Source organism: Methylocystis sp., from assembly GCF_051061285.1.
Classification (GTDB): domain Bacteria; phylum Pseudomonadota; class Alphaproteobacteria; order Rhizobiales; family Beijerinckiaceae; genus Methylocystis.
Map to the genome: position 1 here is coordinate 20,077 of NZ_JBPFEA010000008.1, position 12,586 is coordinate 32,662.

13 protein-coding genes are annotated in these 12,586 nt (G+C 64.0%); 7 read left to right on the forward strand and 6 right to left on the reverse strand.

Annotated features, from left to right (window positions below; genetic code table 11):
- Nucleotides 1-149: 149 nt before the first annotated feature.
- The 4 genes from nadC to nadA are packed head-to-tail and all read right to left on the reverse strand — an operon-like array spanning nt 150 to nt 4,308.
- Entirely contained in the window at nt 150-1,001 is an 852-nt protein-coding gene (gene nadC / locus ACR65T_RS02305) for a carboxylating nicotinate-nucleotide diphosphorylase (RefSeq protein WP_434494971.1), read from the reverse strand.
- A complete protein-coding gene (locus ACR65T_RS02310; RefSeq protein WP_434494972.1) occupies nt 998-2,542 on the reverse strand; it encodes an L-aspartate oxidase in 1,545 nt (514 codons plus the stop codon). Before ACR65T_RS02310 ends, nadC begins: the two co-directional genes overlap by 4 nt.
- A 6-nt stretch (nt 2,543-2,548) precedes the next feature.
- Entirely contained in the window at nt 2,549-3,169 is a 621-nt protein-coding gene (locus tag ACR65T_RS02315) for a DUF4202 domain-containing protein (protein ID WP_434494973.1), read from the reverse strand.
- Between the two features lie 38 nt (nt 3,170-3,207).
- Nucleotides 3,208-4,308, reverse strand: a complete 1,101-nt coding sequence (gene nadA / locus ACR65T_RS02320) for a quinolinate synthase NadA (RefSeq protein WP_434494974.1) — start codon at nt 4,306-4,308, stop codon at nt 3,208-3,210.
- A 242-nt stretch (nt 4,309-4,550) separates the two neighbouring features.
- On the opposite strand from nadA, the gene ACR65T_RS02325 reads away from it, so the two are divergent.
- From ACR65T_RS02325 to ACR65T_RS02340, 4 genes are all read left to right on the forward strand, one after another.
- A complete protein-coding gene (locus ACR65T_RS02325) occupies nt 4,551-5,501 on the forward strand; it encodes an aspartate carbamoyltransferase catalytic subunit (protein WP_434494975.1) in 951 nt (316 codons plus the stop codon).
- A gap of 35 nt (nt 5,502-5,536) precedes the next feature.
- Nucleotides 5,537-5,950, forward strand: a complete 414-nt coding sequence (locus ACR65T_RS02330) for a hypothetical protein (RefSeq protein WP_434494976.1) — start codon at nt 5,537-5,539, stop codon at nt 5,948-5,950.
- A 184-nt stretch (nt 5,951-6,134) separates the two neighbouring features.
- Nucleotides 6,135-7,508: a pentapeptide repeat-containing protein gene (locus ACR65T_RS02335; RefSeq protein ID WP_434494977.1), complete on the forward strand. Its 1,374-nt coding sequence runs from the start codon at nt 6,135-6,137 to the stop codon at nt 7,506-7,508.
- A 21-nt stretch (nt 7,509-7,529) separates the two neighbouring features.
- Nucleotides 7,530-7,706: a hypothetical protein gene (locus ACR65T_RS02340; protein ID WP_434494978.1), complete on the forward strand. Its 177-nt coding sequence runs from the start codon at nt 7,530-7,532 to the stop codon at nt 7,704-7,706.
- Nucleotides 7,707-7,709: 3 nt separating this feature from the next.
- Here the strand turns inward: ACR65T_RS02340 and cysK are convergent, their stop codons facing one another.
- Nucleotides 7,710-8,693 carry a cysteine synthase A gene (gene cysK / locus ACR65T_RS02345; protein ID WP_434494979.1) on the reverse strand — a complete coding sequence of 328 codons (984 nt, stop codon included), beginning with the start codon at nt 8,691-8,693 and terminating at the stop codon, nt 7,710-7,712.
- 30 nt (nt 8,694-8,723) lie between these two features.
- The gene (locus ACR65T_RS02350; RefSeq protein ID WP_434494980.1) at nt 8,724-9,527 is read right to left on the reverse strand and encodes a sulfite exporter TauE/SafE family protein; all 804 of its coding nucleotides are present in this window, start codon (nt 9,525-9,527) and stop codon (nt 8,724-8,726) included.
- Between the two features lie 169 nt (nt 9,528-9,696).
- Here ACR65T_RS02350 and ACR65T_RS02355 point away from each other — a divergent pair, with 169 nt between their 5' ends.
- The 3 genes from ACR65T_RS02355 to ACR65T_RS02365 all read left to right on the forward strand — a co-directional run bounded on the left by ACR65T_RS02355 (nt 9,697) and on the right by ACR65T_RS02365 (nt 12,544).
- Nucleotides 9,697-10,179, forward strand: coding sequence for an RrF2 family transcriptional regulator (locus ACR65T_RS02355; RefSeq protein WP_434494981.1), 483 nt, complete (start codon nt 9,697-9,699; stop codon nt 10,177-10,179).
- A 76-nt stretch (nt 10,180-10,255) separates the two neighbouring features.
- Nucleotides 10,256-10,960: a protein-L-isoaspartate O-methyltransferase family protein gene (locus tag ACR65T_RS02360; RefSeq protein ID WP_434494982.1), complete on the forward strand. Its 705-nt coding sequence runs from the start codon at nt 10,256-10,258 to the stop codon at nt 10,958-10,960.
- Nucleotides 10,961-11,074: 114 nt separating this feature from the next.
- Complete coding sequence (locus ACR65T_RS02365) at nt 11,075-12,544, forward strand: TolC family outer membrane protein (protein ID WP_434494983.1); 1,470 nt, start codon at nt 11,075-11,077, stop codon at nt 12,542-12,544.
- Nucleotides 12,545-12,586 lie beyond the last annotated feature (42 nt).

Below are 12,586 nucleotides of genomic sequence, written 5' to 3' on the forward strand. Positions count from 1 at the left end.
GATTGATCAGCTTGCGGGCGAAGAATGAGGGCATGGCTCCGGATGTTTCTCGAGAGTCCGCGGAAGGGTTGACGGCTTATAGCAGCGCGCGCCTCGACAAGGAAGCGATCGGCCGCGGCCAGCTGCTTTAGTCCCGACGCCGAATACTTTCAAACGAATTCAATATCTAAACCGAAATCGAAGACCGGCGCGGAGTGCGTCAGCGCGCCAACAGAAATAAAGTCGACGCCGGTTTTCGCGATTTCCGTCACGCTGGCGAGCGTGACGCCGCCGGAGGCTTCACAGATCATCCGGCCGCCGACGAGCGCCACGGCGCGGCGCAGATCGTCGAGCGCCATATTGTCGAGCAGCACGGCGTCCGCCCCCTCGTCGAGGACCTCGCGCAGCTGGTCGAGCGTATCGACTTCGACCTCGATTTTGACGAGATGGCCAATATTCCGCTTGGCGGCTCTGAGCGCCGGGATGACGCCGCCAGCAACGGCGACGTGGTTATCCTTGATGAGCACGGCGTCGTCGAGGCCGAAGCGGTGATTGACGCCGCCGCCGCATCGCACGGCGTATTTCTCCAAGGCGCGCAACAAGGGCGTCGTTTTGCGCGTGTCGCAGATTCGCGCCGATGTGCCGGCGACGGCGCTGACGTAGCGCGCCGTGAGCGTGGCGACGCCCGACAGCCGGCCAAGAAAATTGAGCGCAACTCGCTCGGCGGAGAGAATGGGCCGGGCCGGGCCGGAAATGATAGCTGCGAGCGTTCCCGGCTCGACGCGGGCGCCATCGGCCGCCTGCGCTTCGAAGGTGATCTGACGATCCATCAGCGCGAAGGCGGCGCGCGCCGCCTGAAGTCCGGCGGCCACGCCCGAGTCGCGCGCAACAATCCCCGCCCGGGCCTGCGCGCGCCGGGGGATGGTCGCCTGCGTCGTGACGTCGCCGGCGTGGCCCAAATCTTCGGCGAGCGCGGCGCGAACCGACTCCTCGATCAGCATCGGGGGCAAATCGGGGATCATGATTCAACCTCGTCGGCGATGCGCAGGACGGCGTCGAGCGTCGTGAGCGAGCGGCGCGCGAGCGCGGGGTCCGGCTGCGGAAAGTCGGAGCGGAAATGCGCGCCGCGGCTCTCGCGCCGCTGGAGCGCGGCCGCCGCGATGAACAGACCTGTCGTCAACATATTGCGCGCTTCAATATCGCTCGTTCGCGAGATCATGCGCCGGATCGACCGCACCGCGACCGCGAGCCCGGCGCCGTTGCGGATGACGCCGACATTCGCCGACATCAGATCGCGCAACTCTTCGACGACCGCGAAATCACGATCGCGCGGCACTGGCTCGAGGCGCTCCGCCTTCGGGCGCCATTCGACCGGCGAGAGCGGCGTCGCGAGCACGTCCGCAGCGACGCGGGCGCCAAAAACGATCGCCTCGAGAAGAGAATTGGAGGCGAGCCGGTTCGCGCCGTGAACGCCGGTCGAAGCGACTTCGCCGACCGCCCAGAGGCCATCGAGCTTCGTGCGCCCGCGGTCGTCGGTCCAAACGCCGCCCATATGGTAATGCGCTGCGGGCGCGATCGGGATAAGTTCGCGCGAAGGATCGATCCCGGCGCTCATGCAACTTGCGTAAACGGTCGGAAAGCGCGTTGGGAATTCGACGCCGATGGCCGAACGGGCGTCGAGAAACGCGCCCTTTCCTGCCTTGACGCTGGCGAAAACGCCGCGGGCGACAATGTCGCGCGGCGCAAGCTCCCCATTGGGATCGATGTCGAGCATGAAGCGTCGGCCATCCCGATCCACGATCGTCGCGCCCTCGCCGCGCAGAGCCTCGGTCGCCAGCGGCGCCGGATCGGCGTCAATGTCGATCGCCGTCGGGTGAAATTGAACAAACTCCGCGTCAGCGATCAGCGCGCCCGCCCGCGCCGCCATGGCGACGCCGATGCCGCGCGCCTCCAACGGGTTGGTCGTGACCCGGTACAGATGGCCAACTCCGCCCGTCGCGAGAATGAGCGCCGCACAGGGCGTCTCGTGGATCATGCCGGCGTTGTCGCGGGCGCGCACGCCAACCGCGCGACCGCCGCGCACCACGATCTCCTGCGCGGAATAGCCTTCGACGATGTGGATCGATGGGGTTCTGGCGACTTCCTTGGCCAGAATGTCCATGATCGCCCGCCCGGCGACATCGCCTTGGACACGCACGATGCGCCGACGCGAATGCGCCGCCTCCTGGGATGGGAGAAAGCCGCCGAGCGCCGACCGATCGAAGGGCGTTCCCATCGCCGCGAGGTCTTCGACGCGCGCGCGCGCTTCCTGCGCCATGCCGAGCGCGATGTCGAGGTCGACGAGGCCGCCGCCCGCCGCCACCGTGTCGTCGGCGTGGCTTTCCGGCGTGTCGCCTTCTTCGACGGCCGCGGCGATGCCGCCCTGCGCCCAAAAGGACGAGCCGCTGTATCCGACGGGCGTCGGCGCGAAGATCGCCACGGGCGTCGGCGCCAGTTTCAGCGCGCAGAACACGCCTGCGAGCCCGCCGCCGACGATGAGGATGGGAGGCAAATTCTCGCGCATCGACGCCTAGTCGACCGCGACTGCGGCGAGCCGCGCGAGCGCGGCGGCCTCACGGGCGATCGCCGCGTCGACCAGGCTGCGCGCGCGCGGCGGCAAGGGCAGGGCGAGGGCCGCCGCATGACCCTTGGGCGACATTTTGCACAATGTCTTGCCGAGAATGTCGACGAGCTTGTCGTCGGCATAATCCCGGTGCTTTTCGAGAAATTCGTCGAAGTAATGCTCGAGAAAGACAATCGCGGCGATGTTTTCGAGCGCCTGCGACTCCGGGTCTTTCTTGAGCTGTTCCTTACGGATCAGCGCGCCGACATGCGCGATCGCCGTTTCGTCGTAGCCATGAGCGCGCATGATCTCCGCAACCAGATTGGCGTGGTGGATGCGGCAGGCGCGCCGCCAATCGTTGTAGCCGCGACGGCCTTCCGCATAAGTCGCGCGCGCGATCTCCCAGCGCCGCAGATGTTGCGCGCGCGTCGCAATCTTCAGCAGATCGGAGGCGTCGGGGTAGAGCGCGGCAAGCCGCGCGCTCATGCGCTCGGCGTAAACCAGCTCAAAGGCTCGGTCCTCGACGCGGCGCGGATCGTCGGCATTGGCGGCGTCGATGGCCGCAATCGTCGCATCGAGCGCCAGCATTGTCCGCCCTGTTCAAGTCAGGCCAAGCGGCCCACAGTCTAGCCCAGATCAATCATGCGTTGCACGCTGCGGCGCGCGCGCTCGGCCACTGCGGGGTCAACGGTCACTTCTTCGCGGACGTAAAGCAGGCTGTCGAGGATTTTCGGCAGCGTGATGCGCTTCATATGCGGGCAGAAGTTGCACGGCCGCACGAATTCGACGTCCGGCGTTTCGGCGGCGACATTGTCGGCCATCGAGCATTCGGTGACGAGCAGCACGCGGGCCGGTTTCCTGCTGCGCACAAAATCGATCATCGCCGCCGTCGAGCCGGCGAAATCGGCGACTTCCACAACTTCTCGCGGACATTCCGGATGCGCGAGCACCTGCACGCCAGGATGATCGGCGCGATAGTTCTCGATCTCTTCGGCGGTGAAGCGCTCATGCACCTCGCAGGCGCCGCTCCAGGCGATGATTTCCACCTTCGTCTGCGCGGCGACGTTCTGCGCCAGATAGCGGTCGGGAACCATGATCACGCGCGCGGCGCCGAGGCTCTCGACGACTTTCACCGCGTTCGACGAGGTGCAGCAGATGTCGACTTCGGCCTTCACGTCGGCTGAGGTGTTGACATAGGCGACGATGGGAACGCCAGGATATTGCTTGCGCAGGGCCCGCACGTCGGCGCCGGTGATCGACTCGGCGAGCGAGCAGCCCGCCTTCATGTCCGGAGTGAGCACGACCTTGTTCGGATTGAGCAGCTTCGACGTTTCGGCCATGAAATGCACGCCGCCCTGAACGATGATGTCGGCGTCGGATTTCGCGGCAAGCTTGGCGAGCTGCAGGCTGTCGCCGATGTGATCGGCGACGCAATGGTAGATCTCCGGCGTCATGTAGTTATGCGCAAGAATGGTGGCGTTGCGCACATGTTTGAGATCGTTGATCGCCTTCACGTAAGGCGCGTGGAACGGCCACTCGACGGGCGGAATGACTCTCGCCACGCGTTCGTAAAGATGCGCGGTCGCGGCCTGGACTTCTGACGTCCATTCCAGAGCAGGGCGAGGCAGGGCCGGAAAGCGGCTCGAGGGGCGGACGCCAAGGGCGTTTCCGGGGCGCTCGCGTCTTACGCTCGGCGCGCTTCGGACGTCGCTGGTCAGGAGTGTCATCGTTTGGCGCCTCTCGCTTATACTCAGAATGAGTATAAGTAGCCCCCATAAAATCTCCGAGAGGGATACCGCTCGGAGCGCTCAAGCTTCCAAGACTAAGCCGCGGACGAGGATCTCGCAACTTCGTCGCGCAAGACATGTGCTCGGCCCGAGTATATGTCAAGGGAAGGACGGGCGAGGGACGGCTCTGCGCTTCCGCGGATGACGCTTTCGGCGCTGGTCAAAGCTGCTATAGACGGCGCATGCAATCAGGGGCGCCGCCAGCTTCTTTCCCGCACCGCCACCTTCTCGGCATTGAAGGATTGACCCGTCCTGACATCGTCACCCTTCTCGACATGGCCGAGGAGGCGATCGAAGTGTCGCGGCGGGTCGACAAGAAGCGTTCGAGTTTGCGCGGGCGGACGCAAATCAATCTGTTTTACGAATCGTCAACGCGCACGCAGGCGTCCTTCGAGATCGCCGGCAAGCGTCTGGGCGCGGACGTGATGAACATGTCGGTCGCGCGCTCCTCGGAGTCGAAAGGCGAGACGCTGATCGACACGGCGGTGACGCTGAACGCGATGCGGCCGGATATCATCGTCGTTCGCCATGCGCATGCAGGCGCGGCGCATCTTCTGGCGCGCAAGGTCGACTGTTCCGTCGTCAACGCCGGCGATGGCGCCCATGAACATCCCACTCAGGCGCTGCTCGACGCGCTGACGATCAGGCGGAACAAGGGCCGCATCGAGGGGCTGACGATCGCGATTTGCGGCGACATTCTCCATTCGCGCGTCGCCCGCTCAAACATTCTGCTGCTTGGCGCGCTTGGCGCCCGGGTGCGCGTCGTCGGGCCTTCGACGCTTGCGCCGGACAGTCTTTCGCGGCTGGGCGTCGAGGTGTTTCACGACATGAGGCGCGGCCTTGACGGCGCTGACATCGTCATGATGCTGCGCCTTCAGCGCGAGCGCATGGCCGGCGCGCTGACGCCGAGCGCCCGCGAATATTTTCATTTCTTCGGGCTGGATGAAGAGAAGCTCGCCTACGCGGCGCCGGACGCGCTGGTCATGCATCCGGGGCCGATGAACCGCGGCGTAGAAATCGACACCGCCGTCGCCGACAGCGCGCGCTCGCTTATTCGCGAACAGGTCGAGATGGGCGTTGCGGTGCGCATGGCGGTGCTCGAAGCGCTCGCGCAGCACCTGCCAAATGTGTAAGCTTCTCCAAAATCAATGATCGTAGGGGAGTAGAAATGATCAAGCTCATCCGCTTTGTTGGGCTCATCATGCAGTCAATCTTGATCGAGTTTTTACACGTCTTCGGCCTCGTGGCGTTTCTTCTCGCCGCGGCGCTCGGCTATTTTCGGCTGCCGTCCTGGCTCGTGCCAATCGTCGGCATTATCTGTGGAATCATCGCCGACAAATTTATCGACCAGACCGAAGTCATCGCCCTTCTCGAACGGGCGGCGTCCGCCAATCAGCGCGGCGGCTTCCTGGTGATCGTCTACATCGTGATCGTCGCCGTCGGCTATGTCACAGGCGCTTATGCGCGCGCGGCGGTGCATCGCCGCAAGATCGCGCAGGCGACGCCGCGTCAGGCGACTCAGCAGCCGCAGGCGGCCAAGCAGCCGCAAAAGCGCAACAAAAGCGGATCGTCGAAGCCCTGAGAAATGCGCGCCGACTTTCGGCGCGCTTCCGTTCCAGCCCTTCGAACAGCTCCGTGGAAAGATAGCGTTCGGCAAAGAGGGAAGCTTGCGGCGTCGACGCCTCGCTTTGTAAGCTGTCGTCGACGCCGACCCTGACGCGCTCAATCGTCGTTTGGCCTGCGCGTCGGACGTTTTGGGCGGCGCCATGACGTATTTTTATAGAGCTTCCGTTATTCTCCTCGTGTTGCTGGCTGCGCCCTCGGCGCGCGCCTGCTCCTGCCCGTCGCCGATCGTGAAGGACTGGGCGGGGAATCTGCGCCAAGCGGATGTCGTCGTTGATTACCTCGTCGAGAAGCAGCGGCCGGGGTCCGACCGTTCCTATAAAATCGCGACCGTCAGGGTTACTCGGGGATGGAAAGGCGCGAAGACCGGCGCGCGCCTTGATGTCGAATTCGGTGGCGACAGCACCTGCGCGATTAGCATTCCTGAAATTGGCGCGACGGCGCAAAAAAAGCCTTTAATTCTGCTCAAACGCGCGCGTGCGGTTCTCTATTGGTCGCCGTTCTGTCTCGGCGGCGTGTCGGCGTCCGTGGTCGAGAAATTCGCCGCCGAGCGTGAAGCTCTGGAGGCGAAAGCGCGCGCCGCGCCGGACGACGCCGACGCGCAGCTCGCGCTGCTCGCCCATTTTCTCTATTGGCAGGAACCTGCGCTCGCCCTTCCGCTCGCGAAGGAGGTCGCGCGCCGCTGGCCCGATAATCCGTTGGCGCAGCTGCGTCTCGCGGAAGCACTCACGGCGGCTGGAAAGCCCAAGGAAGCCCACGCCTCGTTAAACGCGGCGTGGAAGTCGCGCGAGCTGCGCGCGCGTGCGACATTGCTCGAAATAAAAATGAGGCGGGCGACTAAGAAGACGTCTGAAGGCGGCAGAACCGGGTATTTCTCGTCCGACGGCCGCAACGATTTCAGTCGCTCCGACCTGTCGAATAGCATTTTGAGCCAGGTCGTCTTTTATCTAAATTTCGATGGGCGCGGGTCGGATTTCACCGGCTCCCGCTTCGCCAATATCAGCTTTGAAGGGGGCGATTTCGTCGGCGCCCGATTGAACAACGCTTTTTTTCATTCGGTCGAATTCAACGCCGCCGATCTGTCGGGCGTCGAAGCCCGAGAGTTCACTTGTGTTTCATGCGCCTTCGCCGGCGCCGACCTTCGCGGTTTCGTCGCGCCGCAGGCGTCCCTCTTCCGCGCCGAGCTCGCGCGCGCCGATCTCTCCCGAGCCAATTTGGAAGAGGCGGATCTGCGCCATGCCGACCTGCGCGCCGCGCGGCTGGTTGGGACGAAACTCGATGGAGCCAATCTTTCCGAAGCAAATTTGCGGGAGGCGACGTTCGACGGAACGTCGCTTCGCGGCGCCAATCTCCGCAATTCCGATTTGCGCAACGTCGATTTGCGCGGCGCCAATCTGTCGAGCGCGGACCTGTCCGGCGCGAATTTGAAAAACGCGTCGGTTGATTGCGCGACAAAGTTTCCCGAGGGGTTCGACGGCTCGAGGTTTGCGCTCATTCGCACGCAAGAATGCCGATAAGAAAAGCCGCTCATCGCCAGAGTGCGCGTAGCGGTCGCAATCCTCGACTTCGCTTTTGCGCGAAAGCTCGCCTCGCTCGGCGCCTCGAACAAAATCGAGGATCAGTGCGCCAATGCGATCGGGATTTATCTCTCCGACTCTTGCAAGGTCGGCAGGGCGAAGGCGGGCTTCGCCTATGAATGCCCGCCCGCGCCGTGACTGTCACAGCCCTTCGAATAGCGCCGTGGACAGATAGCGCTCGGCGAAGGACGGGATGATCAGAACGATATTCTTGCCCTCGGCCTCGGGGCGGCCCGCGATCTCCAAGGCGGCGGCGACGGCGGCGCCCGACGAGATGCCCACCGGAATCCCCTCCACGCGAGCGAGCAGCCGCGCCGTCTCGAACGCCGTCTGATTGCCGATGGTGATGATCTCGTCGATGACGCTGCGATCGAGAATCGGCGGCACGAAGCCCGCGCCGATGCCCTGAATCTTGTGCGGACCGGGCGGTCGTCCCGAAAGCACGGCCGAATCTTCCGGCTCCACGGCCACGACGCGCACGCCGGGCCGGCGCGCCTTGAGCGCTTGGCCGACGCCGGTGATCGTGCCGCCAGTGCCCACGCCCGACACGAAATAGTCGACCTCGCCATTCGTGTCGTTCCAGATTTCCTCAGCCGTCGTTGCGCGGTGAATCTCGGGGTTGGCGGGATTCTCGAACTGCTGGGGAATGACGGCGCCGGGATTCTCGGCGGCAAGTTCCGTGGCCTTGGCGAGCGCGCCCTTCATGCCCTGCGACGCCGGGGTGAGCACCAGCTCGGCGCCGAGCAGAGCCAGCATCTTGCGCCGCTCGATCGACATGGATTCCGGCATGACAAGAATAAGTCGATAGCCGCGTGCGGCGGCGACGAAGGCCAGCGCGATGCCGGTATTGCCGGAGGTCGGCTCGATCAGAACTGATTTCCCAGGCGTTATCGTGCCGCTCTTTTCGAGCGCCTCGATCATGCTCACGCCGATTCGGTCCTTGACGCTCGCGATCGGGTTGAAGAATTCAAGTTTGGCGAGGAGATTCGCCTTTACGCCGCGCTCCCGCGCAAACCGATCGAGCCGGACGAGCGGCGTATCGCCGATCGTCTGTGTGATGGAATCATAGATTCGGCCTCGGCCAGGTTTGGCCGGCGGCGTGAAGCTCGGTGCTGCCTGCGACATGTTTCGCCCCCAGGGAAAGAAGAATGAGGTCTAGATTGAGAGTTTGATTCCGACCAGAGCCATGACGCTCGCAAGAGCCGGCCGCAAATAGCGGTCGGGAACCCGAGTAGCGAAATGGGCGCCAATGGCGATGCCTGGAAGAGACCCGATGAGGAGCGAAAGAAGCAGCAACCAGTCGACGCCGCCCATCAGCCAGTGCCCGAAGCCGGCAATCAGCGTCAGCGGCACGGCGTGGGCGATATCGGAGCCGATAAGACGCGCCGTCGGCGTGTGCGAATACAGCGCCAGAAGGACGGTCATGCCGATCGCCCCGGCGCCGACCGAAGAGATCGAGACCAGCACGCCGAGAAGAACGCCGAGAATCGCCGTCAGCCACAGCAGGCGCCGATCGCTCATGTCATTCGTGTGTTTCGCGATGTGATCGAGGATCCACCGCCGGAAAAGAATCGAGAAGGCGGTCAGCAGCAGCGCGAATCCAAGCGCCGAGGTGATGAGCCCATTGGCCGCATGGCCGCCGGTCTTGCCGAGCCAAGAGAGGACGAGAAGACTCGCGATGCTCGCAGGCACGCTGCCATAGGCCAGCCGGCGGGTGATGCGCCAGTCGACGGTGCCGTGCAGGGCGTGAACGAGCGTGCCATTCGTCTTGGTTACGGCGGCGTAAAGCAGGTCGGTGCCAACGGCGGTCGTGGGGGGCACGCCGAAAACCAGCATCAGGATCGGCGTCATCAGCGAGCCCCCGCCGACGCCGGTGAATCCGACAAGCGCGCCTACGAAGAAGCCAGAAGCGGAGTAGAGGAGATTGATCGCGCTGAGCGCGTCCAACAAGGCGGGCATTTCTTTCTTTCGTCGGCGGTGCTAATTTTACTCTATAAATCTTGTCAACTTTGTCAATTCTGCCGCGCGGCAGATTTTGGGAAAAGGTGAACATGCCGGTCGACTGCAGTAGTATGCCGGCGCAAAAGGGCGTCCGGTTCGGACCTGGGCCCTAAAGGTCATAACGGGAATGCTGACAAAAAAAGCTAAGTATGGCCTCAAGGCCATGGTTCATCTGGCGGGGGTGCGGCCGGGAGAAACCGCATTGGTCGCGGATATCGCCGCCTCGAATCAGATTCCAAAGAAGTTTCTCGACGCAATTTTGGGCGAGCTGCGCAACGCTGGCTTCGTTCATTCGAAAAAAGGCAAGGGCGGCGGCTATATGTTGGCGCGGCCGCCTTCAGACATAGGCGTCGGCAATATTGTGCGCGCGCTCGACGGACCGCTGGCGCCTATCCAATGCGCAAGCAAAACCGTCTACCGTCGTTGCGACGACTGCACGGACGAGACGCGATGCGCGGTTCGCCTGGTCATGCTGCGGGCGCGAGAGGCGATCGCCGAAGTGCTCGACAAGACGTCGCTTGAGCAGATGCGCGGATTGGGCGAGAGCGGCGACGGCGTCCGCTTGCTCGTCGGCGGGAAAGCTGCGCGCCAAGCCATGGACATGGCGTGAGCCGGCGCCTATAAACGCCGGCGCGGTTCCGCGCCGCAGCATCTCCTCCAAGGGGCCGGCTAAGGCCGGAAAGCGAATGTTGGACAGGGTGGCGCAAGTGACGAAGACGGGCGAGGCGACAGCGACTTTGCGCCACACCATGGTCGAGCGCCAGCTTCGTCCGTTTGATGTGACCGATGTGCCGTTGCTTGAGCGCTTCCTTGAGACGCCGCGCGAGATTTTCCTGCCGGACTCGCTCGCCTCGCTCGCCTATTCGGATCTGGCGATCTCCGTGAAGGGCGCCAGCGGACGCAAACGCAACCTGCTGCCGCCGCTCGTGCTGGCGCGGATGCTTCAAAGCGCCGACGTCAGAGCGAAGGATAGAGTGCTCGATATTGGCGGCGTGGGGTATTCGTCCGCACTGCTCTCTGGCCTCGCCGACAAGGTTGTCGCGCTGGAATGCGATTCCGGTCTTGCCGCCTGCGCCAAGGCTGGCCTCGCAGCTATGGGCTGCGACAACGTGCAATTCGAGCTGGGGCCTTTGGAAAAGGGCTTTGCAGGCGGCGCCCCTTACGACGTCATCATCGTTCAGGGCCGCGTTCAGGCAGGACTCGAGGCGTTGTTCGAACAGCTGACGCCCGATGGTCGGCTGCTGGCGATCGTCACGCCGGAGCCGCGCGCCGGCCAGCAGGTCGTGCGCTTCGAGCGCCAGGACGGCCGCGCGGCGGGCGAACTGCCGTTGTTCTCGGCGACGGCGCCGGTGCTCGACGGCTTCGAACAGGCGCCCGCCTTCAACCTCTAGCGCCGCCATTTCGCCTCAATCGCGTTCCTAGCGTTGCGTTCGGGTGTCATCGTTGAGACTGATCGCTGCCGCAGAGTGGCGCGCATGTCGACGCGCGAGGATAGGTTGAGAACAATGAGAAGTGACGGGTTTGGCCTCGGGTGGCGGCGGTCGGCCAACGTCCTGTCCTGCGCGTCCGCCGCACTGGCGCTTGCAGCGGTCGCTCTTTCGCCGGGCCGGGCCTCTGCGGAGAGCCTTCTGTCGGCTCTGGCGCGGGCCTATTACGGCAACCCGGATCTCAACCAGAGCCGCGCCAATGTGCGGGTGCGCGACGAAGACGCGCCGAAAGCAAAGGCGGGGCTTCGGCCGAAGGCCAGCATCACGGCTCAGTACGGCGCGCAATACGCCGCGATCAAGATTCCATTTGGCGGCAGCCGCAGCCAACAGTCCGGCGCCGCGGCCGGCGGGAGCGGCGATTTTCAGGACACCTACGTGGGCTACCCACGCGGCGCGACTCTGAACATGTCGCAGACGATTTTCGACGGCTTTCGCACGGAAAATTCCGTGCGTCAGGCGGAATCGGGGGTCTTCGCGGCGCGCTCGACGATGCGCCTGACCGAGCAGGCGACCCTTCAGAACGGCGCAACCGCCTACATGAACGTGCTGCGCGACACGGCGGTGGTGTCGCTGCGCAAAAACAATATTTCGGTGCTTGAGGAACAGCTCAAGCAAAGCCGCGACCGTTTCCAAGTCGGCGAAGTGACTCGAACCGACGTCTCCCAGGCGGAAGCCTCGGTCGCGCTGGCGCGTTCGGAATTCTATGCCGCGCAGGCGCAGCTCAAGAACAGCATGGCGAACTACCGCCAGATCATCGGCGCTGAGCCAAAACACCTAGAGCCGGGGCGCAGCCTTGAGCCGTTATTGCCCAAGTCGCTGGAGCAGGCGATCGCCATCGCATTGGTGGAGCATCCCGGCGTGACCGCGGCCTTTCACCAGGTGGATGCGGCGGCGCTCGCGGTCAAGGTCGCGGAAAGCGCGCTGGCGCCCAATCTCTCGGTCAACGGCCAAGTGTCAAATCAATATGACTCTTTTCTCGGATTGCCGGGATCGAGGCAGTTCACTGCATCAGCGATAGCGCAGTTGAATGTCCCGCTCTATCAGGGCGGCGCCGAATATGCCTCAATTCGTCAAGCCAAGGAGCAACTCGGCCAGGCGCGGCTGAATGCCGATGTTCAGCGCGAGAGCGTCCGCGCAAGCGTCGTTTCGAGCTACGGACTCCTGGACACCGCCAAGGCGTCGATTATCTCTGGACAGGCTGCGGTGAAGGCGGCGGAGACCGCGCTCGCCGGGGTGCGCGAAGAGGCCAAGGTCGGGCAACGCACGACCCTGGATGTGCTGAATGCGCAGCAGTCTCTGCTCAACGCCCGGGTCAACCTCGTGACGTCGCAGCGCGATCGCGTCGTAGCCTCTTATGCGGCGCTGGGGTCGATCGGACGCTTGTCGGCGCAAGAACTCAACCTCGCGGTCGCGCTCTATGATCCGAGCGTTCATCTCAATCAGGTGCATGACCTGTGGTTCGGTCTCGACACGCCCGACGGCCGATAAGAATTTCGCGAATGCGGGTGACTTCATAGCGCGAAAAGTGTG

Coding starts and splice junctions, on each gene's coding strand:
- nadC (WP_434494971.1), bottom strand. CDS start 1,001: ATGATCCCCGATTTGCCCCCGATGCTGATCGAGGAGTCGGTTCGCGCC.
- ACR65T_RS02310 (WP_434494972.1), bottom strand. CDS start 2,542: ATGCGCGAGAATTTGCCTCCCATCCTCATCGTCGGCGGCGGGCTCGCA.
- ACR65T_RS02315 (WP_434494973.1), bottom strand. CDS start 3,169: ATGCTGGCGCTCGATGCGACGATTGCGGCCATCGACGCCGCCAATGCC.
- nadA (WP_434494974.1), bottom strand. CDS start 4,308: ATGACACTCCTGACCAGCGACGTCCGAAGCGCGCCGAGCGTAAGACGC.
- ACR65T_RS02325 (WP_434494975.1), top strand. CDS start 4,551: ATGCAATCAGGGGCGCCGCCAGCTTCTTTCCCGCACCGCCACCTTCTC.
- ACR65T_RS02330 (WP_434494976.1), top strand. CDS start 5,537: ATGATCAAGCTCATCCGCTTTGTTGGGCTCATCATGCAGTCAATCTTG.
- ACR65T_RS02335 (WP_434494977.1), top strand. CDS start 6,135: ATGACGTATTTTTATAGAGCTTCCGTTATTCTCCTCGTGTTGCTGGCT.
- cysK (WP_434494979.1), bottom strand. CDS start 8,693: ATGTCGCAGGCAGCACCGAGCTTCACGCCGCCGGCCAAACCTGGCCGA.
- ACR65T_RS02350 (WP_434494980.1), bottom strand. CDS start 9,527: ATGCCCGCCTTGTTGGACGCGCTCAGCGCGATCAATCTCCTCTACTCC.
- ACR65T_RS02355 (WP_434494981.1), top strand. CDS start 9,697: ATGCTGACAAAAAAAGCTAAGTATGGCCTCAAGGCCATGGTTCATCTG.
- ACR65T_RS02360 (WP_434494982.1), top strand. CDS start 10,256: ATGTTGGACAGGGTGGCGCAAGTGACGAAGACGGGCGAGGCGACAGCG.
- ACR65T_RS02365 (WP_434494983.1), top strand. CDS start 11,075: ATGAGAAGTGACGGGTTTGGCCTCGGGTGGCGGCGGTCGGCCAACGTC.